General features: G+C 47.3%; 21 protein-coding genes. 7 read left to right on the forward strand and 14 right to left on the reverse strand.

The window, feature by feature from the left end; translation table 11 throughout:
- Nucleotides 1-72: 72 nt before the first annotated feature.
- Complete coding sequence (locus tag LEPBO_RS0107355; RefSeq protein WP_026148475.1) at nucleotides 73-999, forward strand: NAD-dependent epimerase/dehydratase family protein; 927 nt, start codon at nucleotides 73-75, stop codon at nucleotides 997-999.
- Nucleotides 1,000-1,080: 81 nt separating this feature from the next.
- Nucleotides 1,081-1,914 (forward strand): Ycf66 family protein, encoded by an 834-nt coding sequence (locus tag LEPBO_RS39840; RefSeq protein ID WP_051077776.1) that lies wholly within the window; start codon nucleotides 1,081-1,083, stop codon nucleotides 1,912-1,914.
- 75 nt (nucleotides 1,915-1,989) lie between these two features.
- On the opposite strand, the gene LEPBO_RS0107365 is transcribed toward LEPBO_RS39840, so the two are convergent.
- The 9 genes from LEPBO_RS0107365 to LEPBO_RS36380 all read right to left on the reverse strand — a co-directional run bounded on the left by LEPBO_RS0107365 (nucleotide 1,990) and on the right by LEPBO_RS36380 (nucleotide 16,678).
- Nucleotides 1,990-2,760: a hypothetical protein gene (locus LEPBO_RS0107365; protein WP_017286903.1), complete on the reverse strand. Its 771-nt coding sequence runs from the start codon at nucleotides 2,758-2,760 to the stop codon at nucleotides 1,990-1,992.
- Nucleotides 2,761-2,860: 100 nt separating this feature from the next.
- Complete coding sequence (locus LEPBO_RS0107370; RefSeq protein ID WP_017286904.1) at nucleotides 2,861-4,546, reverse strand: ArnT family glycosyltransferase; 1,686 nt, start codon at nucleotides 4,544-4,546, stop codon at nucleotides 2,861-2,863.
- A gap of 65 nt (nucleotides 4,547-4,611) precedes the next feature.
- The gene (locus tag LEPBO_RS0107375) at nucleotides 4,612-5,073 is read right to left on the reverse strand and encodes an MgtC/SapB family protein (RefSeq protein ID WP_017286905.1); all 462 of its coding nucleotides are present in this window, start codon (nucleotides 5,071-5,073) and stop codon (nucleotides 4,612-4,614) included.
- Nucleotides 5,074-7,542: a U32 family peptidase gene (locus LEPBO_RS0107380; RefSeq protein WP_017286906.1), complete on the reverse strand. Its 2,469-nt coding sequence runs from the start codon at nucleotides 7,540-7,542 to the stop codon at nucleotides 5,074-5,076.
- A 79-nt stretch (nucleotides 7,543-7,621) separates the two neighbouring features.
- Complete coding sequence (locus LEPBO_RS0107385) at nucleotides 7,622-9,520, reverse strand: hypothetical protein (RefSeq protein ID WP_017286907.1); 1,899 nt, start codon at nucleotides 9,518-9,520, stop codon at nucleotides 7,622-7,624.
- Nucleotide 9,521: 1 nt separating this feature from the next.
- Nucleotides 9,522-10,721: a VWA domain-containing protein gene (locus tag LEPBO_RS0107390; protein ID WP_017286908.1), complete on the reverse strand. Its 1,200-nt coding sequence runs from the start codon at nucleotides 10,719-10,721 to the stop codon at nucleotides 9,522-9,524.
- The gene (locus LEPBO_RS0107395; RefSeq protein ID WP_017286909.1) at nucleotides 10,718-13,042 is read right to left on the reverse strand and encodes a DUF5682 family protein; all 2,325 of its coding nucleotides are present in this window, start codon (nucleotides 13,040-13,042) and stop codon (nucleotides 10,718-10,720) included. The genes LEPBO_RS0107390 and LEPBO_RS0107395 overlap by 4 nt, the downstream gene beginning before the upstream one ends.
- Nucleotides 13,042-14,139 carry an ATP-binding protein gene (locus LEPBO_RS0107400; RefSeq protein WP_017286910.1) on the reverse strand — a complete coding sequence of 366 codons (1,098 nt, stop codon included), beginning with the start codon at nucleotides 14,137-14,139 and terminating at the stop codon, nucleotides 13,042-13,044. The genes LEPBO_RS0107395 and LEPBO_RS0107400 overlap by 1 nt, the downstream gene beginning before the upstream one ends.
- Nucleotides 14,132-16,678 (reverse strand): DUF4132 domain-containing protein, encoded by a 2,547-nt coding sequence (locus tag LEPBO_RS36380; protein ID WP_017286911.1) that lies wholly within the window; start codon nucleotides 16,676-16,678, stop codon nucleotides 14,132-14,134. Before LEPBO_RS36380 ends, LEPBO_RS0107400 begins: the two co-directional genes overlap by 8 nt.
- A gap of 148 nt (nucleotides 16,679-16,826) precedes the next feature.
- Here LEPBO_RS36380 and LEPBO_RS0107410 point away from each other — a divergent pair, with 148 nt between their 5' ends.
- The gene (locus LEPBO_RS0107410) at nucleotides 16,827-17,330 is read left to right on the forward strand and encodes a DUF2243 domain-containing protein (RefSeq protein WP_017286912.1); all 504 of its coding nucleotides are present in this window, start codon (nucleotides 16,827-16,829) and stop codon (nucleotides 17,328-17,330) included.
- Between the two features lie 89 nt (nucleotides 17,331-17,419).
- Nucleotides 17,420-18,352 (forward strand): manganese catalase, encoded by a 933-nt coding sequence (locus LEPBO_RS0107415; RefSeq protein ID WP_017286913.1) that lies wholly within the window; start codon nucleotides 17,420-17,422, stop codon nucleotides 18,350-18,352.
- 135 nt (nucleotides 18,353-18,487) lie between these two features.
- On the opposite strand, the gene LEPBO_RS0107420 is transcribed toward LEPBO_RS0107415, so the two are convergent.
- The 4 genes from LEPBO_RS0107420 to LEPBO_RS0107435 form a co-directional block, all read right to left on the reverse strand.
- Nucleotides 18,488-19,348, reverse strand: coding sequence for a phycobilisome linker polypeptide (locus tag LEPBO_RS0107420; protein ID WP_017286914.1), 861 nt, complete (start codon nucleotides 19,346-19,348; stop codon nucleotides 18,488-18,490).
- A 172-nt stretch (nucleotides 19,349-19,520) separates the two neighbouring features.
- The gene (locus LEPBO_RS0107425) at nucleotides 19,521-20,336 is read right to left on the reverse strand and encodes a phycobilisome linker polypeptide (protein ID WP_017286915.1); all 816 of its coding nucleotides are present in this window, start codon (nucleotides 20,334-20,336) and stop codon (nucleotides 19,521-19,523) included.
- A 134-nt stretch (nucleotides 20,337-20,470) separates the two neighbouring features.
- Nucleotides 20,471-20,959 carry a globin family protein gene (locus tag LEPBO_RS0107430; RefSeq protein WP_017286916.1) on the reverse strand — a complete coding sequence of 163 codons (489 nt, stop codon included), beginning with the start codon at nucleotides 20,957-20,959 and terminating at the stop codon, nucleotides 20,471-20,473.
- Between the two features lie 80 nt (nucleotides 20,960-21,039).
- A complete protein-coding gene (locus LEPBO_RS0107435) occupies nucleotides 21,040-21,558 on the reverse strand; it encodes a phycocyanin subunit beta (protein ID WP_017286917.1) in 519 nt (172 codons plus the stop codon).
- Between the two features lie 544 nt (nucleotides 21,559-22,102).
- Between LEPBO_RS0107435 and LEPBO_RS0107440 the strand changes: the two genes are divergently transcribed.
- Nucleotides 22,103-22,855, forward strand: a complete 753-nt coding sequence (locus tag LEPBO_RS0107440) for a phycobilisome rod-core linker polypeptide (RefSeq protein WP_017286918.1) — start codon at nucleotides 22,103-22,105, stop codon at nucleotides 22,853-22,855.
- Nucleotides 22,856-22,926: 71 nt separating this feature from the next.
- Here the strand turns inward: LEPBO_RS0107440 and LEPBO_RS0107445 are convergent, their stop codons facing one another.
- On the reverse strand, nucleotides 22,927-23,490 hold the full coding sequence (locus tag LEPBO_RS0107445) for a hypothetical protein (protein ID WP_017286919.1): 564 nt from the start codon (nucleotides 23,488-23,490) through the stop codon (nucleotides 22,927-22,929).
- A 240-nt stretch (nucleotides 23,491-23,730) separates the two neighbouring features.
- Here LEPBO_RS0107445 and groES point away from each other — a divergent pair, with 240 nt between their 5' ends.
- Entirely contained in the window at nucleotides 23,731-24,042 is a 312-nt protein-coding gene (groES, locus tag LEPBO_RS0107450) for a co-chaperone GroES (RefSeq protein WP_017286920.1), read from the forward strand.
- 100 nt (nucleotides 24,043-24,142) lie between these two features.
- Nucleotides 24,143-25,783 (forward strand): chaperonin GroEL, encoded by a 1,641-nt coding sequence (gene groL / locus LEPBO_RS0107455; protein WP_026148478.1) that lies wholly within the window; start codon nucleotides 24,143-24,145, stop codon nucleotides 25,781-25,783.
- Nucleotides 25,784-25,821 lie beyond the last annotated feature (38 nt).

Here is a 25,821-nt window from a genome sequence, read left to right on the forward strand (position 1 = left end):
CAGAAATTCCCCATTCCCCCACTCCCCCAATCGCCCTAAGATAAAACTTGTTGTAAATTAGGCGCGATCGCGATGCGAATTCTAATTATGGGTGGGACTCGGTTTATCGGAGTCTATCTCACCCAGCTTTTGGTGCAGCAAGGGCATGATGTGACTCTGTTCAATCGAGGCAATAAGCCCGCTCCAGTCGAAGGCGTAAAGCAAGTGACGGGCGATCGCACGAATGCAGATGATTTGAAACAGTTGGCAAGCCTCGATTTTGATGCCGTGTTTGACAATAATGGGCGGGAACTCAGTGATACTCAGCCTTTAGCCGAACTGTTTAAAGGGCGGATTCAACATTTTGTCTATATGAGTTCGGCGGGAGTCTATCTCAAATCCGATCAAATGCCCCATGTCGAAGGCGATGCCGTCGATCCGAAGAGTCGGCATAAAGGCAAACATGACACCGAATCTTATTTGGCGGATGCTGGAATTCCGTTCACGTCGATTCGTCCGACTTACATCTATGGGCCGCAAAATTATAACGATTTGGAAGCGTGGTTCTTCGATCGCATTGTGCGCGATCGTCCAGTTCCGATTCCTGGACATGGACAACATTTCACCCAATTTGGACATGTGAAAGATTTGGCGGCGGCAATGGCGAAGGTGCTAGGGAATCAAACCGCGATCGGACAAATCTATAACGTGTCAGGTACACGAGAAGTCACTTTTGATGGATTGGCGCGAGCTTGTGCAACAGCGGTTGGCAAAGATCCAGGCAGTCTTAAAATCGTGCATTACGATCCAAAATCGTTTGACTTTGGCAAGAAAAAAGCCTTTCCGATGCGGACGCAACATTTCTTTGCAGATGTGCACAAGGCGATCACCGAACTCAATTGGACACCGGAGTTTGATCTGATTTCAGGGCTGAAAGACTCTTTCCAGAACGACTACTTAAAGACTGGACGCGATCGCAAAGAGATTGATTTCTCACTCGATGATCAAATTCTCGCTTAGTGCAGTTCTGTTAACCCTACCTGTGTACTCTGGCGCTTCAGAGTACATTTAATGTAGTTTTTCCGAGTTGAGGGCAGCAAAATGCTGACATTTCTTTTAGCGTTATTCGTTGCATTGGGTAGCTTCGGGCTTTACATGTCCGCGTTTTTTTACCCAGAAATTTATCGTAAAGGCGATCTAACTCTGGCAGGAGTGGGATTGTTTTACGCATTGGTGCTTTGGATTTGTGCCGATCGTATTACCGGGGGGGTGTTGTTAGGACAGATGGCAAGTGTGACGCTGATTGGGTGGTTTGGCTATCAATCGCTGACTTCTCGATTGGGCTACACGCCTTCGACTGCTGAATTGCAAGCAAAATTTACAGAAGCACTCAACTCGGAAAAGACGGCGAAAGCAGTCGAGCAAGGAAAACAACTGTTCTCAACGGTGAAAGATCGCGCGCAATCCTTGTTGAATCGAGGAGAGCAAACGACGACCACAGCCGAACCCTATCAGCCTTTGACCCGCGAGGATTTTGGGAATCCCAATCCTGAAGTGGGTAAGCCGGATGTGATGGGAACGATCGGGGCAGTAGGCGGCGCGGTCGCTGGTTTATTTAAGAAGCCTGAGAAAAATAAAGAAGTCTACGTTCGCAAAGAGTTTCGCGAAGAATCGACAACTCCTGCAACTCCGGTTGAATCAACTCCTCCTGCAACTCCGGTTGAATCAGCAATTCCTGCAACTCCGACTGAAGTTGTGACGGATGAAGATGATGATTTCGGATTTGAGGAAGACACGATCGCTGAAACACCAACGGTGATTTCTCCTGTAGAAGTGGCTGGCGTTTCTGATTCGGCAGTTACAGCCGATGAGGTGATCGAAGAAGAAGTGGCGTATGAAGCCACGGAGCATGAGAAACAAGAGCCAGAGTCGTAGATCAGTTTTGAGAAGCTGAGAAAATGAGGTTCTCTCCGGTACCAGGAGAAGAACCTCATTTTTTAAGCGAAAGAATTACAATCCAGCGAACACACTGAAGCGATCAGCGATCGCTCGAATATTGGCTGCCAACTGTTCTTTCGTAATGCTTTGAGTCGCGCGAGCAGTAATATTGCGGCTAAAGCCACCCCCAGTGAAGAAGTCTCCGATCGATTGAGTCACCGTGCCGACGAGATTGGAACCGCGCACATCGAGATTGGTCGATCGAGCATTGAACGTATCAACTCGAATTGGACTACTAGAGTTATCCAAACTCAGCGTTAGGTCTAGCTCTAAATCGAAAAACACACGATACGACGGATCAGGTAATGCAAACACATTCGCAGAAGCGTTGACATTATTCCGAGGAGCAACGAGACGTACACTAATTTGATTCGCTCCTGGACCAGCTTTCACCTCTTTGACCGCGAGATCTCGCAGATTGACTGAGACATTTTTCAGGTGAATGGTTTTGATGATTTTGCCAACGCGTTTTCCATCCAGCTCATCTTTGATTTGCTGCGCCAGTACGCCTTTGCCAAATTCGCTCCAAGCTGTATCGATCGTTTGTTGGATTTGACCGGATCGAGCTAAAACTTGTTGCACGATGGGAGAAGGCGGAACTGGGGCAGGAACGGGTTTGGGCTTGGGTCTGGGTCTCGGTTCACCAGTGCATAAAGGGGCATCTGGGGTTTTATCGCAATCAATCACAGCCAGTGCAGGACTAGCAATTCCTGCGAGTGTAATCAATCCGAGGCTGGCGATCGTGCTAATTGAACGAGAGGGAACACAGAATCGAGTCATCATGAATCTCCTTGAGATCAACTTGCCAAATCAATTGCGGGTTGCGATTCATTTGGTCTTGGTTCTTCTCACGATTCAGCGGATCGAATTATGCAAAGATGCACTACCTGCGTGCGGATCGAGGGAGCATTTTTTTCGGTTTTTTCCTTGCCGTTACGGTGGTTTTGACCGCAGGATTTCGGCTCACCAGTACCCAATTCTCGGTCGTTCCCAACCACTGCATCTGTTTCTGCGGCAACTTCTTCAGGGCTTCCATGTCCAGTAACAAATGCGGATGAGCATCTTCTTTCCAGCGTTTGAGTAACCCTTCAGGAGTTTCAGGGACGATCGTTCTCTGACTATAAAAATTCAAAGACGGACGGAAATAAGAATATGACGTATAGATGGTTTGCCCCTTCGGAGTTGCTCTCTGAATCATCACGCCTACGGGTTTTGCTGGAAACGTTTCTTGTAATTCCCATACCCAATGATTTGACATCATCAGCGCGAGCAGCGTCAGATACGTTCCCCAAATCAACACCACAATAAATTGAATATCCTGCCGTGCAACTAAAATCGAGGCTACGGTCAGCGTCAACGCTAAAGTCGAGAATACAAGCTGCACATCCGGCTGCGCTCTCATGCCGTAATAAATTGTGCCTGCCCAAGCCACGATCGATAAAACCAAAAACACTGCCATCCAAATCCGGGCTTTGGGAATCGGGCGCGGATCGGAAAACATTGCGGGTTGCCAGAATTCCTGAATCTGTGCGCCAATCATCAGCGCAAATGCAGGATAGAGCGGCATCGCATACCAAGGCAGCTTTGTCTGCATCACCGAAATCACAACGAAATACACGCCGCTCCAAACCAGTGCCAGTTTTGCCCAACTGAGATTGCGATTTTCCCAAGCGTGCCGCAATCCAACGGGTAGAAATAACACCCACGGAACGCCATGTTTCAGAACTTCCAAAGCGTAATAGAAGACTGTGCCGCGATTATCTTCTACGGGGTCTGACACTCGTTTCAAAGACTGGTTCCAGAAATGGATGCCTAGAAATTCATTGCCATAGCGAACGATCTGCGCACCATTCCACAGCACAACCGGGATGCACCCTAATCCAAATCCACTCCACAAATATGCCGATGTCAGCAATCGAGGCGTATCCCACGCGAGAAACGCTAGCGCGATCGCCACTAATAAAATTCCTAAAATTCCTTTCGTTAAACAAATGCAGCTAAAGGCAAGCCCAATGCCCAATCCCCAACGCAAGTCTCTGCGCGATCGTAAAACACACAAAATCATTGCCAAGAAAAAGCAGAGAATGGCTCCATCGAGCATTGCCAAGCGTCCCTGCCGCACGACTGGCAGTGAGGTGAGATACACCAAAGCCGCAAAAATTGCGGGACTGCGTTGGAAAAAGATTTCGCGCCCGATTCCGTAGAGTAAGGGTACAGAAGTTGCGGTTAACAAGGCTCCTGGAAGGCGAGATGTCCATTCGTTCACGCCCCAAATTCGATAAAACAGCGCCACCATCCAATGCACTAGCGGTGGTTTATTCCAATAGGGTGCGCCATTGGGGTCAAGCGGAAAGAGCCAAGCCAGCGTATCAAATGGGGCTTTAGAAATTTCGCGGGCGATCTGCGCGACAATTCCTTCATCCCAATCGCGTAAGGGCAGTCCGCCTAAATTGATTGTGAATAACAAGAGCGCGGCTGCCCAAAGCCCGATCGACCAAGCCGGATCAATCCAAGCTTGGTATTTTGTCGCAATCCCTGATTTTTGACCGGAGGAGATCTCATGATCCATGTTGGAAATATTGAATTGTTAGGCTAAATGTCACTGAGTCGATGCAATGTATCATTTATTCTGCATCATTCTTCTTCATCTAGGTCATTTCGGCGGGAAACGATCGCGCGTTGTTCGACTTGTTTGACCCCAATTAAGATTAGCAGAGTCAATACCGTACCTAAGAGCGTCAATAGCCAAAGTCCTGCTCCTGAAGTGATTCCCAACGCGGCTGTGACCCAAATCGAGGCAGCAGACGTTAACCCTTTGACTTTAGGATTGCGTTGATCAGGGCGCGATTGATGCAAAATTTCCCCTGCGCCCAAAAATCCGACTCCAGTTGCAATCCCTTGAATTGCCCTGCTTAACTCCTCTCCCGAACCATTGATTTCGATCGGGACAAGCACAAACAACGCCGCTCCCAAACTGACGAGCATATGCGTTCTCAGTCCACCTGCCTTATGTCGTTGTTCTCGATCCCACCCGATCATGCCTCCTGCAAGTATGGCAAGGGCTAATCGGATCACTAAATTGTCCCAGTTGTGCATCTAAGTCAAAGTTCCGCGCGTGACACCGAGTTGATTTTGGAGTTTGAGATCGCGCCAGAGTTGAGCACCTGTGATTTCGTGATTGAGCAGTTGGCGATAGAGTGCGATCGTTTGTGTAATCTGCTGGCTCGATTCGTTCAGAAATTCTACTCTAAATCGTTGTGCGCCACTGTGAACGAGGTGATGCAGAAATTCTGCTCCGGTTTGTGCGGTTCCGTTGAATACAGTATTTCGACAGCCTGCATCTGCTTGAAGAATGTGTTCAATGCCGGGATGTTTTCCTCCACTCATGCCAGAAGCAAGGCGAAGTTTCACTTCATGCTGCTCACAAGGTCGTCCGCAATTGGTGAAATCAGTTCCAGTCGAGAGAAATGCACAGAAAACGCAGTGCTCCATATGAAACATCGGCATGTGCTGGTGAATGGTAATCTCTAACCAATTTGAGGGGCAGCTTTTCAGCAGTGCGATCAGTTGTTGGACGTTGAGATCGTAGGACGCGGTGAGATGTTCTAAGCCAAATTGTTTGAAGTAATTTGCGGTGATGGCGTTGGCGATGTTGAGAGAAAAATCGCCAATTTTGCGATCGTGTTCAAAGAATTTCAAATGATCATAGTTTCGGATTAGATATCCATCAGCGTTGGATTTGCGAACTTGCTCTAAAATCCATTGCTCACTGGGTTTGGTAATGCGAGGGGGAGCAACCCAGATTTCTGCATCTGAGAGTTGGCGGGTGAGTTCAACGGCTTGGCGATAAGCGCGCGGGTCTTCAAATTCGCAGTAGACGGTTTGAATTCCGAGTTTGAGAACGGTTTCGAGTTGCTGGAGATTGCGAACTAGGATGGTGAGTTCTGGCTGCGGTTGAAGGGGGTTCTGCCCAGATTCGTTATCGATGCGAGGCAATAATTCTGAATGCGATCGCGATTCTTGCAACTGCCATTGTTTTGGTTGCATTCTGAGATTTTCTAAGCGATCGACAATTTCCCGGCGCATCCGATTCAATTCGCTCACGGGAATCATGGCTGCGTCCGTGAGATGGTTCTCGAATTTGCCTAAACAGAAAGGAGTGTTGCCTAATCTGCCGAATTGTTCTTGCAGTCGTTCTGTGGTTAACGGCTTGGAATGCGCTTCGATTAGGGGCATTTCAGATTCAATTCGCGTAATGTGCCCGATCGTATCTCTGGCGATCGCAATTAATTCTTTGCCAATTTCGCCATGAATTTCGATGTCGATCGGACGTTGGAATTTTGGCTGATCTCCTGCATAGGTTTGGCGAATTTGACGATCGAGTTCTGGGTCGCTGGTTTTCCAAACGCGATCGCCAATATCAATTCGTCTCAAATTCAACTGATCTCTGCCGAAGGTCAGCACTGTTTGATTGCGATGTTGCTCGACGGCATAAATTCTGCCGCCTTCTTCTTTGGCTTCGGGATGTCCGCTGTCGAATACAACGCCATCACCGGGTTTGACGGGGGCTTTGGTCGCGATCGTAATTTGCTCGTGCTGAATCTGGGTGACTTCGCCCAGATAAACGCCTCGTTTTTTCCCGAATCTGGCATGGACTAATTCTTGATTGTTAATGCCTTCAAACCATCCGGTATGCAATCCACGTGAAAATGCCATTTCTAAGTTGTATCGTTCAGCATTCACATCGGTGATCGCTTGATCGAGCGCATTGCGATAGACTCGCGTGACGTTTGCCACGTATTCAGGAGATTTCAGTCGTCCTTCGATTTTGAGGCAAGTGACTCCTGATTTTACTAAGTCTGGTAAAACGGCTAAGCCTGACAAATCTTGTGGACTGAGCAAGTATCGTCGATCGCCTAAATTCACAGCTTCGCCATCAGAGATTAATTCATAAGGCATTCGGCAGGCTTGAGCACATTCGCCTCGGTTTGCGGATCGACCGCCCAATGCTTCACTCGTCAGACATTGCCCTGAATAAGCAACGCACAACGCTCCATGCACAAAGACTTCCAGCGGCAATGTAAGATTGCTTTCCGTAAGTTGCTTTTGAATTTTATTGATCTCTTTGATCGAACATTCGCGCGCGAGAACGACTAACTGACAGCCTAATTCTTTTGCAAACTCGACTCCTGCGGCACTGGTCACGGTCATTTGTGTCGAGCCATGAATCGGAAAATCCGGTGACAAATGGCGAATGAGACGACAAATTCCGATGTCCTGAACAATGACAGCATCGACTCCGGCAGCAATAATTGATCGTAGATACTGTTCTGCTTCGACTAATTCATTTTGAAAGATTAACGTGTTCAAAGTGACGTAACCTTTCACGCCGCGCCAATGCAGAAACTCCATTAGCTCTGGCAGATCGGATTCTGTAAAATTTTCTGCCCGCATCCGAGCATTAAACCGCTCCAGTCCAAAGTAGATTGCATCTGCGCCATTCTCGATCGCTGCTTTGGCACAGTCCCAATTTCCCGCAGGTGAAAGAAGTTCTGGAGTGTTCATGGTTGGTCGATCGTCATTCGATAGAGAGGCTTTTCAATCCTAAGATGTTCTTACAAAGATTGGCTGAGAATTTCGCTCTTTATTCTCGATCGACAAGATGGTGCAGAACGGACAGGGTGAGAATGGATTGGCTGAGAGATTGAAGGTTCTGATGGGGTGCAGTTAATTGAGAGGTAATCGGGTCGATCGTCGCCGTCAGTGTTTGAAATCCTAACTTGTGGCTGATCTCATTGATCTCTCGCCAAGTTTGTAAGGTCTGAGAATTGGATTGTTCGATGCCAATTAGGAGAAGATCCGCGATCGCATTCAACACGCTCTCTAAATAAGTCTCAATCGGATCAAGCTCGGTCGGGGTTGAATTTGCAATCAATGCACTTTCTGAGGCATGTTCAGCGATCCAGGGTTGCAAAAAGGAATCCTCGAACACAAGTCCGATGGGCGAAATTGTCAGTTGATGACCAGAACGAATGTGACCGGAGACAAAGCGGAGAGGCTCTTGGGTGAGTTGGGTCAGCAGTGCTTCTGTGCCCGCTTGAGCACGATCGTGATAAGGAAAATTCAATCGAATCGCGTTTTGCTGAGCATCCCAGAGCGTTGCAGTTACAGCTTGTTCGATTGAGGAAAATTCGACCGAGGTTACTTTGTCGATCGCTAACACATACAGATTCTCAGTGAGGTGACGGGGGCGGAGATCAGCAGGAGGGAGAAGTTGTAAATGCGCGGAAAGTTCGGAAAAGTCTTCGACGAGCAGCGGGGAGCGGAGTTGGCTCCATTGGAAGGATTGAGGGTTGAGAGAGAGCGGAGAACGTCCGGGCAGAAGACGGAAATCGGGAGAGCGTTTGGCAGATTGGATGAGCAGTTGTCCTGAACCCAGTTCAGTGAACGTGTGCTGCTTGAGAACAGGTTTTTGAGCGAGATCGGAGAAGGAATCGGGAGCATCGGACTCGGTTGAGAATGCCGTCAGCATTCCAGTATTGGCATCTTGAAAGTAGCTGGTGAGTGTGGTGCTGTTCTGTTTAAGCTGGACACCGCAGCCTAGACCGATGAGGCGAGCAGTTCCAATTGCGGTTGTGCGATCGCGCTGTGTACCTGCGATGAAAAGACGAGGAACTTTGCCTGTGTTAGAGCGCAGAGCATCACTGCGGATACAGAGTTCAGCGATTAAAGCAATGACTTCGTGAGGAGAAAAGCGAGCATCTCGGTTTTGATAGCGATCGCATTGTTCCAAGAGTTCGACGAGAATCTCAGCAAACCAGATCAAATTAGATTGACGACAGTGTTGTTCACAGCGCTGGAGTTTACTGAGTAAGCTTGAAGTGAGATTGTTCAGTCCTCGCTGGAGTAAGGTTTCGAGAACTGATTCGATGTCGTCGAGAAGCTGAGTTGGAGTCGTCAGATCAGTTTCAGTGGAAATGATAGCGCTCGTTTGATCATGAAGTTGGCGGAATGCCCAAATTGCGAGAGGCACATGCTGACAAGGAGAAGGCTCGGAACAGTCGCAGTGGGTATATCGGAGATCATGAGGAACGAGAAAGCGGAGGGTGTGACCAAGAGAGTGCAGATATGCGATCGGCTTTGTACTCGATCGCACTTCAATGACTTGATCGGTTTCAAATTGTTGTTTGAGCCGTTGCAGTTGTGAGGGTGTGAAATGGTTGGTCAGTTCTTCGTCTGAGATGCTGCCTGGGTTCCAGGGTTGAGGAGTAAAAGAGTTGGATTGCTGGTAGGCAAGAATTGAGCGGATGAGGTGGCGGCAAATTGTGTTTGCGGAACAGTTACACTGTCGATCGCTGACAGGTTCGCCATTCGGAAAGGTACATTCAACTGAATCTGACCATTTCAGACGCACGAAGTCATTTTTCTCGATGATCTCAACTGTAAATTGTTCGAGTTCTCGTTTAGCGCGATTGACAATGCCGCGATTGGTTAGGAGGGTCAGATCATCTGTGGTTAATGCAAGTAAATCTGTCCGAGACATGCTACTTCCTCACTGTTCGAGCAATCCATTCTGCAAGTTCTCCGGGAGTCATTGCACCAACGTGCATTCCCAGATTGACGAGCGCTTGGGCAGTTGTGCGATCGTAGTTCGGATTGGCATCAGAATCGAGTGCGGCAAGTCCTAGCATCGTCACACCACTTTCAATTAAACGGCGAGTGGTACTAAACAGCGTTTCGCGAGGTGCGCCTTCATAGAAATCAGTGATGAGAACAACGATCGTGTTGCGAGGATGATCAATCAGTGTTTCAGCATAGTTCAACGCTTGCCCAATGTTCGTGCCGCCTCCGAGTTGAACTTGCATTAAGGTTTCGACCGGATCACGGCATTGTTCGGTGAGATCGACGATCGAGGTATCGAAAATACAAAGATGAGTGCGGATCTGCTGCAATTGACAAAAGATAGAAGCTGTTACTGCGGCGTGAATAATGCTATCGATCATGCTGCCAGATTCATCGACCAGAATGATTAACTGCCAGCGATCGAGATTTCGACGAATTCGAGAATAGAAGTGTGGGCTTTTGATGTAAAGCCGTTTTGTCTCAGGATCATAGGTGCTGAGATTATGGTGAATCGTGGCTTTTGGGTCGAAGTTTTTCGCAATTTTTAGGCAAGAGCGATGTTGTCGATCGAGCGTACCTAAGAACGGAGATTGAACCGCGCGCGCGAGTTTTTCGAGTAATTGATCAATCACTTTTTGAACAAGCTGCCGCGCCATTGCTAGCACGGCTTGATTCATTAAATGCTTTGTTCGGAGAACAGCTTTGAGTAGAGTTAAGCTTGGTTCTGCACGACTCAGGAGATCTGGATCAGTGATCATTTCTTCGAGACGATAGCGCTCTAAGGCATCTTTTTCTAAACGCTCAATCGTCTTTTTCGGGAAGAGTTCATGAATTTCATTGATCCACTCTGGAATCGTCAATGCTGAGCTTGCAAGTCCGCCTTCGCGAGAATGCTTTGGATCAGATGGGTTTTGAGAGTTGCTCGGTCGATCTTTTTGATTGATCCGAGAATTGCTTGAGTTGTGGCGAACATTGCGGGATTGGTATTCTCGATCGTACAAAAACGATAATGCTTCGGCTCGTCGCTGCCAAGTTTCTGAGGCATCTTGTCCGATGTTGGAATCTGGATGCGCCGATAAAATGACTTTCCAACGCATGGCTTGAGTGAGTGGATCATTCATTCGCGGATACCTCGCAGTCCATATTGTGCGATCGTGCTCAGTAATCTGGCTTCTCGTGCTTTAATCTGAGCAATTTGTTCAGGTGAGATTTCCAAGATTGGCGCAGGGGATTTTGTCCAAAATTGAGTCAGCGTGTGTGAAAGCATGTGCTGTTCTCTGGGAGTGAAATAAGTAAACGCTAGTCGGAGCGAGGGCAGTGCTTCGAGAAATGCTTCGTCATCAAACTGGGCAATGATGCGATCGATTTGATTTAACAGCTCTGGAGAACGCTGGATCATCTCACGCGCAATGCTGAAAAGCCCTGTTAAGAAATCGCCTAAGTGATTAGAAATCGCATATAAATCGGTTAAAACTTGCTCAGTGGGAGCTTCGTCTAGTACCCATAGTGCGCCAATGGTTGCACCTCGTAGAACTGGATTTTGAGTTTGCTCCTGGCTCGTGCGGGCGAGAACGGCGATAAAGGTTTCACGATCGAGATTCAGTGTGCGATCGCATCTTTGCACTGTTTCAAGGAGCGTTTTGACTGCATTGAGAAGCTGTTGATCTTGATCTCGAACTTGTCCAAGACTTTCTAAAAGCCAAAGGCTGCGAGTAAAAGTAACCTGCAAGAGATAGCCAATTTCTGCATGTTCTGCAATTCCCAGAAGTTCATCATAGCTATAGAGATAAAGTAAATGCGTTAATGTGCTAGTAACAGCAAAGAAATCACTATCAGATTGAATCAGCGTGAGAAGCTGCTGATAGAGAGGAGGAATCAGTGTTTGAACTCCCATTAAGCAAGCATCAAGTAAGAGTAAGGCAGCACTTTCAGATTGCTGCTCACATTGTTTTGCAAGCTCTAGCAATCGCATCTCAGCCGCTTCCAGTAAAGTAGACCCATAAATAGCAGCTTCAATGCAACTGCCTTCATAAGCAGGACTCCACGCGATCGACCATTCCTCCCACTGAATCGAGAGATCCTGACGTGCAGCCAGATCGATTCCACCTGTGCGATTAAAGCCCGCAATTTGTAAGATTCGCAGTTGGTGCAAAAGTTGAGAGCAGGCGGGTTCTTCGAGTAGATTGAGTTGAACAATTCGCCCAATCGGTTGGGGTTCTAAATCATGCTGTTTTAATTGCTGCTTGATCTCTTGAACTAAAGGCGGAACAGAAATTCCCGCAGCAAGTTTCCCTCGTTCTGACCCGCGAAAAACTTCATGGACTGCCCGCAGTAGGGGGTGAGTGGTTGTCACTTCTTCTTTGATTAAAGAAGTTACGATCGCGTCAATGATATCCTGTCGCCAAATCTCTGCATGACTTCGCAAAGCAGCGAGAGCATGGGCAGCAGATTCAACGGCGATCAAATCTGCCGCGCTGATCAGTTGTTGATGTGATCGTAATGCTGTCACGATTTGAGCAAACACTTCGCGATAGATCGCATTGTGAGTGTAAGTGTCTTCTTGAGCGGAGCTTTGATAACGATGCTGCCAAACCTGATGATAGAAGCCTGGATTGGGCATTCCCGCATCATATCCAGTCAGGCTATCTAAGCGATCGTAAGAAAAAGGAGTCAGCGCAATGCCTTGCTGAACGATCGCAGGTTTAAGGCACTGTTCAAGATAGGAAAAGACTAGGCTTGCTTGTGGCTCAGTCGGTGGATTCAAAAGCTGAGTGTGAAGTGCATAACTATGAAAGCCACCCGTTACCACTAAGATTTGACCCCCGTATCGCGCGATCGCTTGCCGAATTTTCTCGGTCATAAAGGCTTCACGCTGCTGATCTTCGAGTGTGGGTTCGTCTAAAGCTCGACAGTGAAAACAAAACTGATGCGCTCGATCGAGATAAGTTTCCAAAGTCAGCGCTGGATCAATTTCAAATAAATGATCCCAGAGATGATCCAGCCCTTCAATTCCAAGCGTTTCGCATAATTGGCTGACGTACTGACTTTGGCGAAGCTCTCGATCGCTATAACGATGATGAGCCGTTTTTGTCGTCGCCATTTTCGACCAGGGCAAATCAATGAATTCAGCCGGAATGTCTAATTCTTTGGCGATTTGTAGCGCTTGCCATTCTGGAGAATAGACACAGTAAGGATAGAACGCAGCTAAGCGAGTATTGTCTGAAAAATGCGCATAGCTATAAACCGCGATCGGTAATTGGTGCAGTAAGTTAAGCTCGGAAATTTGATCATTAAAATCCGCAGGCCCTTCAATCAAAATTGCAGCAGGGCGAATCTTCGTTGCAAGTTCTCGAACAAATCGCGCACAAGCAGGACTATGATGGCGAACTGGAAAAAAGATCACCTTCGCATCTAAATTCAGAATTGAAGTATCAAAATCCATTACAACACCTGATGATGAGCCGTGTAATAGTCTTGCCAAAGCTGGTCTTGGCGATTTTTTACTACATGATTAAAGTAATGCCGGAGCTTTTTCAAATCATCGGTTGCATCTTTTAAAGCAGAACCGACTAAGCTGTGTAAAAGATTTTCAGGAGTGGGAGCGCGATCGCCATAATAATAAGCATGAATCACCGAAGCATATCCGACTGAAACTGCCTCAGCGGTACTCATCACAGTTGTGAGCGGCTCAAATGTTCGACCATCTTCAGTTTGTCCGGTGCGAAGCTCGCGAAATGTGGTAACTAAAACTTCTGTTAAATCTTCATTCAAACTCGCTGGAATGGAAGCCTGTTCTAACATCCGATTCGTTTCTCGTTGTACTAGCTCGATTTCTTGCTGCAAATCTGAGATAGGTTGCAAGGTCTCGAAATTGAAGCGCCGTTTCAGGGCTGCACTCATTTCATTGACTCCGCGATCGCGAGTATTAGCAGTTGCAATCACATTAAATCCGACTTTTGCATATAAGCTCCGATTGCTATCGGGTAATTCTGGAATGCTCATCATACGATCGCTGAGCACAGACAGTAAAGTGTCTTGAATCTCTAAGGGACAGCGCGTAATTTCCTCAAATCGGACAATCTTACCTTCGCTCATTCCGCGATGAAGTGGGGCGGAAACGAGCGATCGAGAACTTGGGCCTTCTGCTAGTAACAGAGCATAGTTCCAAGAATATTTAATATTGTCCTCAGTTGTCCCCGCACTGCCTTGAATCGTGAGAGTTGAATCTCCACTGATTCCTGCCGCGAGCAACTCGCTCAGATAGCTTTTTGCAGTCCCCGGCTCACCAATCAGCATCAAACCGCGATTCGTTGCGAGTGCGACAATGCAGCGTTCCAATTGGGCACGACTGCCAACGAATTTTTGAGTAATTCCCAGTGCGCGATCGCCCAAAATAAATTTCAAAACCGATTGCGGCGTGAGCTTCCATCCCCCCGGACGAGGTGCATCTTTATCGAGTTCGACAAGTTTCTTCAGTTCGGTTGCGTAGAGCGATTCGGCAGCGGGGCGTTGAAGTTCAATCTGAGCGCGTTTAGGCATGACGTTTTTTGGAACGGTGGGTCAGGTGGTCGATTTCGCGGAGTACTTCGCTAAAAACAAGTGGAGCAACTGTCGTTAGCGGAATGCGATCGCGCTCAGTGGGGACACGCCTACCATCCCAATCATTTGCAACAAAGAAAATGCGATCGATGCGTTGATACCCGTGCTCGCGGGGCATCTCCGAGACACTGAGAATAGCAGCGGTATGGTCAGCACGAAATCGCTTACAATACCCGCGCCAATGTCCGCGCCCGATATAGGTTTCAGTCCAGCCTAGCTTCATCAGAGATTGAGTTAAATTGACAGTGAAAACGCCTCGATCGGCGAACCGGGTGACAATCGTAGCATCTTGTTCCTGGGTTGACACAGAATATATTGGGCGATTGACTTGGGCAAAGGGCGGAATCAATTCATAGTCGGACAACAACTCCGCCCAGGTTGATCGATCTGGCATCTCCAACGGATGTGGCAAGTAAATCTCGGCTTCTGAAGAGAGTTCTACGGGCATATCAGAGCTATCCGCGAGAGTTCCATCCTCGGCAATGCGAAAACACATCGATTTAGCTTGCCAAATCAAACTCTGAGCCATTGGACGTACGATCGGATGAAAGACGAAGGACTGAAATTCTGCAACAGTATAAGCAGCTCTGTGAATCATTTGCTGCTCAAATCGTAGCGATTGCAGGGTGAGAAATTGCTTGAGTTGGGTTTTGCTGAGTTGGGTTTGATGGGTCTTGGGTCTACGTTTGCGGGGGCTTCCCGAATTCGCAATCGTAGTGCAATGCCTCTCAAGAACTTCTCGCATTGCACAATCTTCTAACTGTCGCCGAGATAGATTGCGCGCTTTTGCAATCTCATCGAGTGCTTGTTCAGGTCGAATCAGTCTAGAAATCGGTGGGTATGCGAATTGCATCAATTGGTAAATTGCTGTCTCTGACGCATGCAATGTTAGTGCAGCGATTCCCGATGTTGCAAGCTGATGCTTTGATGCTTTACACCAGGCTCGAATCAAATCAGCTAACTTGAGAAGAATCTCATCATCGCCTAATCGCCCTAATGCTAAAATTACCCAGTCTGCTCGACCTTTCGGCTTTTTTAAGCTCCATTGTTCATAGAGTTGCCACACAAATTGGCTGAGTGAATCAGCATTTGTATGTTGTCTCAGAATTGATGAGCAATTGTCAGGATCAGCTTGAAGTAGATTCAAGATTGCTTGATGGTGAGTTGTTGAGAGTCGAGTGTCACCAACGACGATCGCGGGTAAATCACTCACTTTCACCCAATCTAGTGGCTCAAGCTTCGGAGCCGCATCTACGATCGCTTTGAACCACTTGGGCGTTTTTCCCAGTTCTTCTCGCTGCGGAGCATCAAAAATTTGCAGTTCGATCTGCTGATATTCATCACTCATTTTTTCTCGAATCAAATCGCCAAATCCTTGTCGCTGCATCATTCTGAGCCAAGCGATCGCGGTTTCTCTTAAAGGATGTTTTTGAATCGTGAGGGGAAGTAATCCCGCGATCGACAATTCTAGATTCTCTTCTAGCCATTGCTGTGCTCGATCGCGAATTCGCGATCGCTGAACAAGAGCAAGAATTTGGGGAGCGACAATGGGCGATCGGATCAAAGTCAGCACATCAAACATCTCAGCAGCATTTGATACTTCTTTGTTGCTATTGAGCGCAGCAATGCTTTCTGTGACGAGTTCTAGTGCAGTTAATTCCGTATGTGCCAACCATGCTCGAACCTGTTCGGCTGTCCCCAATCGTAATCTTAAACGACGAACATGATGCATGACTAAATCCGCACTTTCTAGCCCAAAAATAACTTCAAGTCTAAAATTGCGATCGAAAGCAGCATAGGATCTTTCAGGCTTCCATTTTGCAACTAAGGCTTCAAGCCAGTCATGTATACCTAATAAGGCGGAAAGATGAGGTCTAAAGTAGAACCTTTGAGGCTCCCAATTTGCCCTAATATAAGTTTTGATTGCTTCAAATTTCGTCTCATTCAAGTAAGGCAAAATATGCTGCCTGAATCCTACAAATAGTTGATATTGCCGATGCTCAGTTAATTTATCTAATAGCTGTTCAATCGATAGAAAATAGCTTAGGATAAACGTCATTTGAGCAGGCGCATAGTTACTTTCAACGAGGGTAAACCATTCCTGTATTTCAGCAATCTCGACTGGAGCGGCTAGAGGCTCAGTTTCAAAACGTTCAGTTTCAAAGCGTTTTACTAAATCTCGAACGCGATCGAAGTGATGTGCTTTCGTAATTGCCTTATACCAAAAAATTGCTTCCTCGATCGACATTGAAACCGGAATCTCACACGCCTCCCATTGCCAATGTCTACTTTTCAATCGTTTTACTTTTTTTAATTTTGCGATCGCAACTTCTCGGTCAAAAGACTGCGGCTCTGGACGGATCAATTGGGGACGTTTGCGCCAAGTTGCCCAACACCAATCTGCTGGATCAAGATCGATGAGAGGATGACGGTCACATTGATGTGTGCCACAGGCATCGAAAGAATCATACAGCATCATCTGGTTGATGGTTCAATTATACTATCACGGAGATTTGACTCGCTATCATAGCACGCAACTTAGTGATGAAGCGTGTTCGTTAAGTGCATTTGGCTCTATAGATAGACGATACTCAGCTTCTCCTGACTAGGATTTAGGTTTTAGCCTTATGACTCAAGTTCTAGAACCTCAACAATCGCGGCTCCTCTCTAAGCAATTCATGCTCGCTGGAATCTTGCTCGGTATGGGATTTGCGGGATTTTTCGATGGAATTGTGCTGCATCAGATTTTGCAGTGGCATCACATGTTAAGCAGTGTGCGACCGATGACGAACATGAGTGATGTCAAAGTCCATTCAGTCGCAGATGGATTGTTTCATTTAGCCGATTATGGATTGACGATCGCGGGTGTAACTTTACTTTGGCGATCGCATCTCCAAGATCAACTGCCAAAATCTTCCCAACCATTCATCGGATTAATTCTATTTGGGGCAGGATTATTTAATACGATCGAAGGCTTCATTGATCACGAAATTTTAGGAATTCATCATGTCCATTCAGGCACACATTACCTGCTTTGGGACATTGGTTTTTTAATGTTTGGAATTGGGCTGATTATAGCGGGTTTGAAATTACTCGATCGCTGGAAAAACGCTCCTGAATCTATGCCCTGAGTGTTCAACTATAGGCTGATTCAACGGTTAGATTGCATCGCTAAAACGGAGAGGTTCGCATGAAATTAACTCTTTTTTAGAGGAATCTTATGTTTCTACACACGAAGCGTTTACAGTACTTTACTCCTCCCTCTAAGCCCGACCCAATCTACGCCAAAAAGCTACAAGAATTAATTGGCGGTTCGATGGGTGAAATGACCGTAATGATGCAGTACTTATTCCAAGGCTGGAACTGTCGCGGTCCTGCAAAATATCGCGACCTATTGCTAGATACGGGAACCGAAGAAATTGGTCACGTTGAAATGCTCGCAACAATGGTGGCTCATCTTCTCGATAAAGCACCTGTAGAAATGCAGGAAGAAGGCGCAAAAGATCCAGTTGTCGGTGCAGTCATGGGCGGAACCAATCCCCGCGATGTAATTGCAGCAGCGATGAATCCTCAGCACGAAATTGTGTCTGGACAAGGTGCAATGCCCGCCGATAGTGTCGGCTTCCCTTGGAACGGTCGCTTTATTGTTGCCAGTGGAAACTTGCTGGCAGATTTTCGCTCGAACCTGCACGCAGAATCACAAGGTCTAATGCAGGCGGTTCGGTTATACGAAATGACCGACGATCCAGGTGTGAGAGACCACTTGAGCTTTATGATTGCACGGGATACGATGCATCAGAATCAATGGTTAGCCGCGATCGAAGAATTACAGAGCGACGGATTTGAAGAGACGGTCACTCCCAAGATTGCCCACGAATATGGCAAGAAAGAGTACGCTTATCAATTCTGGAACAATTCCGAAGGTCAAGAAAGTGCTGAAGGTCGATGGGCAAAAGGACAATCGATCGATGGTAAAGGTCAGTTTGAGTATGTAGCTAACCCCCAAGCCGTTGGTCCAATCCCAGAACCACCGCAACCCGATCCAAAACTACATGCCACTCCCGCGACTCCTGCCATGCAGAAGACCAGCGATAACGGTGCAAAAAACTTTGTCGATAGCGCAGTCGATACAGTCAAACAGATTACGAAGTAAGAGAGTGTAGGGAGTTCTTGTGTAACAGCCCTAAATTAGGTATGAAGTGGGGAGTGGGGAGTGGGGAATTGTTCCCGTAGTTGCTCCCTACTCCCCACTCTGCAAAATCAATGCAGTTGACGACTAATTCACATCCTATAGCGGAGTAATGCTCGCGATTTTACCGCCCTGACGCTGAACTCGCTGCATATGTGCCGACAGTTCCTCATAAGGAATCACCACAACCTTATTCACCCGGCGAACTTTTGGATAACCGCCACCGCGAATACCAGCCACTTCCACCCGGTAGAATTGCCCCGATCCGTGCGCCTTGGAGCCACCAAATGCACTCGCCGTCGCATCTCCTTTCTGAGCAGACAAGAACGCAAAGCCCGGTGCTGAAGACGGAATAATCGTCGGAGCAGATTTCTGAGCAATATTCTTCGCTAAGCGAGGTGCACTGCCGGTCAGAGTTGCATTATCACTATTGGCATAGCCGCGATACAGTTGCAGCAAGCGAGGGAATCCAACCGTGCGTTGACCAACGCCAGTCGTCGTGAAATCCCGATAGTAAGGCACAATGTTTTCGCCAAAGCTGGATTGATACTCATCCGAATCAATGTAAGAATCAATGTCTGCTTCAAATCCCTTGGACTGATACAGATCTAGATGCTCAGTGATCTCAGACTGATCGTAAGGCGCACGACCCAACAGGTGCTTAAAGTTCAACTCGATCGTCCGGCTTTGGAAGCAGTTGTAAAAGAATTTCTCCTTGTACAAGTCTGATTTAGCAACTTGGCGCACAAACTCTTGCACGGTGATCTGACGGTTGCGGAGCAAAGACTCTGAAATGGTCAGGCGCTCAGACTTTAAGAGATGAGGATTTCCCAAAACTTGCTGATAAACCGCAAGAATCACGCCTTCGATCTCGTCCTGAGTCGCATAAGGACGCAATTCGACTTTGGCATCATCCAAACTGGAGATACCCAAGCGAGCTGCTGCTGTTGTAATAGCCACCTAAAACTCTCCTTTATATCGTAGGAAATGAACTGAATAAGGGACTTGCCATTCATTAGCATCCCACTGCTACATTGCAGAAACCGCCCGAAGTTGAGCTTAGGGCGGGATAGAATCGAGATTAAAGAAATCGTTCCTGGGACTTCATCGATTAGCAATTCCCTCAATCGATTTAGACAGGAGTCACACTGACCACTCTGCTGCCCGAACGATTCAACTGTTGAAGTTTCGAGGACAGTTGATCATAAGAAACAAGCACTTCCGTGGTTGCCTGCCGCACAACGGCTGAGTTTGGAGATGCAGAGCGCAACACCCGCAGACGATAGACATCACCACGGTTGCCACCTAACGCACCTGAAAGTGCAGTTGCCGAAGGAGCAGAGATCGGGGTTGCTAGGTTCTTCGCAACTTCCCAGGTTAAACGAGGCTGTTTTTGTCCCTGAGAGCGATCGCTATTTGCATATCCGCGATAGAGATGCAATAAACGACTAAAGCCGATCGCCCGTGAGCCAGGGTGATCGACTTGGAAATCGCGATGGTAAGGAACAATGTTTTCGCCGAAGCTGCTTTGATACTCAACTGAATCCAGATAAGAGTTGATTTCAGCTTCGTAGCCTTCATTCAGGAACAAGTCCAAATGGTAGGAAATCTCAGCCTGCTCGTAAGGTGCACGTCCTAGGAAATGCTTATAGTTCAGCTCGATAAAGCGCACATGGAAGTTCGGATACAAAAACTTCTCGCGATAGAGATCAGACGTTGCGATCGCCCGCACAAAGTCCCGCACCGAAATCACACCCTGAACGAGCTGCGATTCTGCTGCAACCAACCGTTCGCTTTGCATCAGATGCTCGTTGCCAAGCACTTGCCGATATGCTGCTCGAATCACGGCCTGCACTTCATCTTGAGTCCAATTCGCACGGAGTTCAACGGGCTTTGCTTCTTCAAAAGGCGTAATCCCTAACCGTGCAGCTTCTTGTAAACCAGGCATAGTTTGGTTCTCCCAATCTTACAAAGGACTAATCAATTGTTTCTTAAGCGTTCATGCCGACAAAAGTTGCCCAGAACGATAAACATAGCTCTCTCACAGACAGGAATGCTGATCGTCCTGGGCAAACCGCACAATTATGCAAGTGCGTTAATGATGTAGTCGATGTAGGAGTTTGCTTCCAGTGCAGGGTCACCGCTCAAGCCATGGTTTGCTTTGATGTAGCGAAGCGCTTCAGCATACCAAGCAGGAACCAATTCAAAACGGCTGTGCATTTCAGCCAAACCTGCCAACAGATACTCATCTGCAGGTCCAGTTCCACCTGCGATTAAGCAGTATTGGATCATCCGAATATAGTAACCGATGTCACGCAAGCATTTTGCTTTACCGCGTGCGTCGGAAGCATAATTCGCACCCTGCATTTGGGTGGTGTAGGGGAATTTTTGGTATACAGCGTTTGCTGCACCTTGAGCGAGTGAATCTGCTTTGTCACCCAAAGCTTTTGCAGCTTCGAGATCAGCGGTTGCCAAGCGGAGGCGACCGAAAGCGATTTGCAGCTCGGTGTTACCGAGGAAACGACCTTGTGAATCAGCAGCAGCAACTGCTTCTGTCAATTGTGTTTTCATTGGATTCTTTCTCCGTAGTGTTGTAGAAGTTTTCAAACTAAAGCGAGTGCGATGAATCGCATCGCCGAGAATTGAGGGAGTTAGCTGATCGCAGCAGCAGCACGATCGAAGTAGCTGCTCAATTCAGCAATCAAAGAGCTACAATCACCCGGTTGGATATTGTTGCGATCGTTGGCAATTGCGATCGCAGCTTCTTTCATTTTGACGATGCTGTTCGCCATTGAAGAGGTCGGAACGCCCAAAGCAATGTAGGTTTCACGCAGACCATTCAAGCAGCGATCGTCGAGCACGCTTGCATCACCCAAGAAGACTGCATAGGTAACGTAGCGCAGAACGATTTCCATATCGCGCATACAAGCTGCAACACGACGGTTGGTGTAAGCATTTCCACCAGGAGCAATCAATTGAGGCTGTTCTTCAAACAATGCCCGTGCTGCATTCGTAACGATCGTCGAAGCGCTACCTGTGATTCTGTTCACAACATCGGTGCGCTTTGCACCGTCTTTTACGACTGCCAAGAGAGCGTCGATTTGTGCGCCACTGACGAGCTGACCTTGTGTATCAGCCTGTGAAACGACCTTAGTAAAGGCATCTAGCATTGATTCAATCTCCTAATGTGTTGGATTGAGTAAACTTCCTGTTTAAATCTGTGAGAATCAGTCGCACCTGGAGAGCAACCGTCTCATTAAGACTAGCCATAAGAATTAAAGTCTTAAGCTTTTCTGTTAAAGATTTACTTCTTTTGACTATTCTTGCTGAATTAATTAGAGCAGTCTGCTTGTGCAAAACTTGTGCAATTTTCAGCAGATAAGATACAAACTTAGTTAAGAAATATAAACTGAAACAAAAGCCAGTTTTTGTAAGCTTTCTCAGGATTTCTGAAGCTTTCTATTTCAAAGTTTAGTCATTAAGAAAAACGAAATTAAACGGCAAAGTGCTTTCAGGGCAGAACTTTCAGCGTCATTTCGTAATGGTTTTTTACGAATTTATAGCGAGGTTTCTGTTGGCTTTATCTGGTATTCTGTGTTGACGAAGTTAAGGTCTGTAACGTTTTATCGAACGGATGTCTGTTGAAATCCCCTTATCTTTTATGATCGAAGGTGCCATTTTTTCAAGTTTTATAAAGTTGGAGGTTTGTATAACGTGGCAATTCCTCTCTTAGCCTATTCTCCTACTTGTCCTAACCAGCGGGTTGATGCATTAGGCGCACCCGATGATGAAGCAATCATTTATTCAACTGATAATCAGTATTCACCCACGGAGATGGGAGATCTGATTAATGCGGCGTATCGCCAGATCTTCTTCCATGCTTTTCGATGGGATCGAGAAACCATTCTTGAGTCTCAACTTCGCAATAGACAGATCACGGTGCGTGATTTCATTCGCGGACTGTTGCTCTCGAATACCTTTATCGATAGCTTCTATAACAAAAATAGTAACTATCGCTTCGTGGAACACTGTGTCCAGAAAGTTCTGGGACGGAAAGTTTACAACGAAGCTGAGAAGATTGCTTGGTCAGCCGTTGTGATGACCAAAGGGGTCAAGGGGTTTGTCGATGACTTGCTGAACAGTGAAGAGTACATCGAAAACTTTGGTGAGAACACTGTTCCGTATCATCGCCGTCGGACTCTACCAAGCCGGACATTGGGTGAAACGCCGTTTAACATTACTTCTCCCCGCTACGATGGTTACTATCGGGCGAAGTTGGGCTTCCCTCAAACGATCTGGCAAGAAGTGGTTCGCAACTTCACGTCTTACGAGAATCGACCCAAAAATGGCGATCCTTCGCTGTTCCTCAATATGGCGAGAAGTGTCAACACTCAAGGCGGCAATCCAGGTCGTACTTCTGTGTATGACATTGACATTGAAAAGTCTGTTCCTTATCGCAAACGCTAATTAGTCTGCGATCGTCATCCGATTTGGATGCTGAGGAACTTTACTTCATCGTCTAAATCGGATTCATCCATCTATTCGCGAATCCAGAGCGCCAGCCCGCCGCCACGACCGCGCGCTGCAATTAAATCGTCAGTGATCAAAAAGAATGCAAAGAAAGGCAGTTTAGCGATCGATATCTCTTCAAATTCCTGTTCTTTTGCTTCTCCACCTCGAACCGCACCTTTTTTCAGCACGATCGATCCAAACGTCACCTGGATCTGTGTGAATTCAAACGCCAACAAATTTTTCTTCGTCTGAAATCGGGCAGGTCCCGTAAATTTCAATTGCAATGCGCCAAGCTGTGCCAGATTTCCGATGCGCTCCGCTTCATCTCGCGCAAAAGAAATCTGAGCCTTTGCCAATTTCGGCACGTAATAGCCTTTTTTTAACTGAATACCGCCTTGTCGAAGCTTGCGGGTTCCAGTCGCGAAGCAAAGTCGCCACTGACCAACAAGCTGATCAAAAGAAAATTGCGGTGGATGTTGTTTCGCAAATTTTTCTGCCTGTAAGAGCGCATCCACAACCTGGTTTGCATCCGGTCGGGGCGTACCGTCTCGAAACGCCTTTGCTGCCTGATTTAGAATCTCAATACTCATAAAACTGCTCACCCGTTCGGGAACCCGTACTCATCCAAAAGTTGCATCTAACACCGCACTTCGTTAAATTAGCACTCAGGAGATGAGAGTGCTAACTCAAAGATCCAAATGCCTGTAGACTGGTAAGCGTTGAAAAATTACCCGTACTGCGGCAACTGGCTGAACCTGTTGTGAAATGGGACATCCAGCTTAACAGTATTTGATCGTTTCGTGTCCATTTAGATTGTTTGGAGAATTTGTATGGCAGCTGTGTCTCTGAGCGTTTCCACCGTCAAACCGTTGGGCGATCGCGTATTTGTGAAAGTGAGCGAAGCAGAAGAAAAAACTGCTGGCGGAATTATTTTGCCGGATAACGCTAAAGAAAAGCCCCAAGTCGGCGAAATCGTTTCGGTTGGAAACGGCAAGCTCAATGAAAAAGGCGAACGTCAACCCATGGAAGTTCAAGTCGGCAACAAAGTTCTGTACTCGAAGTATGCAGGAACCGACATCAAACTCGGTGGCGACGACTATGTTCTGTTGTCTGAAAAAGACATCTTGGCTGTTGTTTCATAACGATTCTCGATTTTGGATTGCAGCAATCTAAAGTCGCAGATCCAAATTTCTCTTCTCTCTTCTTTCTCTCTGTAAACCTTACAAAGCTTTTAACTCCACTATGGCTAAGCGCATCATTTACAACGAAAACGCTCGTCGTGCTCTAGAGCGCGGTATGGACATTCTCGCTGAAGCAGTTGCCGTCACCTTGGGTCCCAAAGGACGCAACGTTGTGCTTGAGAAAAAGTTCGGCGCACCTCAAATCGTCAATGACGGTGTGACGATCGCGAAAGAAATCGAACTCGAAGATCACGTTGAGAACACTGGCGTTGCTTTGATTCGTCAAGCGGCTTCCAAAACCAATGATGCGGCTGGAGATGGAACCACGACTGCAACCGTTTTGGCTCATGCGATCGTCAAAGAAGGAATGCGCAACGTTGCCGCTGGTGCAAACGCAATCCTCTTGAAGCGTGGTATGGACAAAGCAACTGCATTCTTGGTTGAAAAAATTGCAGCACATGCTCGTCCGGTTGAAGATTCCAAAGCGATCGCGCAAGTTGGAACCATCTCAGCAGGGAATGATGAAGAAGTCGGTCAAATGATCGCTTCGGCAATGGATAAAGTCGGTAAAGAAGGCGTTATCTCGCTCGAAGAAGGCAAATCAATGACGACCGAATTGGAAGTCACCGAAGGGATGCGCTTCGACAAAGGCTACATCTCGCCTTACTTCGCAACCGACACCGAGCGCATGGAAGCAGTTCTCGAAGAACCTTTCATCTTGATCACCGACAAGAAGATCAACTTGGTTCAAGACCTCGTTCCTGTGCTTGAGCAAGTCGCTCGTGCAGGTCGTCCTCTGATCATCATTGCAGAAGATATCGAGAAAGAAGCTCTGGCAACCTTGGTTGTGAACCGTCTGCGTGGCGTATTGAACGTTGCAGCAGTTAAGGCTCCTGGCTTTGGCGATCGTCGGAAAGCAATGCTCGAAGATATCGCTGTTCTGACTGGTGGACAATTGATCACCGAAGATGCAGGTCTGAAACTCGATACGACTAAGCTTGACCAATTAGGTAAAGCTCGCCGCATCACGATCACCAAAGACAACACCACGATCGTCGCTGAAGGCAACGAAGCGCAAGTGAAGTCTCGCGTCGAGCAACTTCGCCGTCAAATGGAAGAAACCGAGTCTTCTTACGACAAAGAAAAGCTGCAAGAGCGCTTGGCTAAGTTGGCAGGTGGTGTTGCAGTGATCAAAGTCGGTGCTGCAACCGAAACCGAAATGAAGGATCGCAAACTTCGCTTGGAAGATGCTATCAACGCAACGAAAGCTGCTGTTGAAGAAGGTATCGTTCCTGGTGGTGGTACAACCTTGGCTCACTTGGCTCCTGAACTCGAAAGCTGGGCTTCTAGCAACCTCAGCGGCGAAGAGTTGATCGGTGCTCAAATCGTGGCTCGTGCGTTGACCGCTCCTCTGAAGAGAATTGCTGAAAACGCAGGTCAAAACGGTGCGGTGATTGCTGAGCGTGTGAAAGAGAAAGAATTCAATGTTGGCTACAATGCTGCATCGGGTGAATTCGTTGACATGCTGGCTGCTGGTATCGTTGACCCTGCGAAAGTAACTCGCTCTGCATTGCAAAATGCTGCATCGATCGCGGCAATGGTCTTGACTACCGAGTGTATCGTTGTAGACAAGCCTGAGCCGAAAGATGGTGCTGCGGCTGGTGCTGGCGCTGGTGGCGGCATGGGCGACTTCGATTACTAATCTCAGTCTCTAAACAATTTAGCGCGATCGTTTCTGCA

The sequence above is a fragment of the Leptolyngbya boryana PCC 6306 genome (assembly GCF_000353285.1).
Taxonomy (GTDB): domain Bacteria; phylum Cyanobacteriota; class Cyanobacteriia; order Leptolyngbyales; family Leptolyngbyaceae; genus Leptolyngbya; species Leptolyngbya boryana.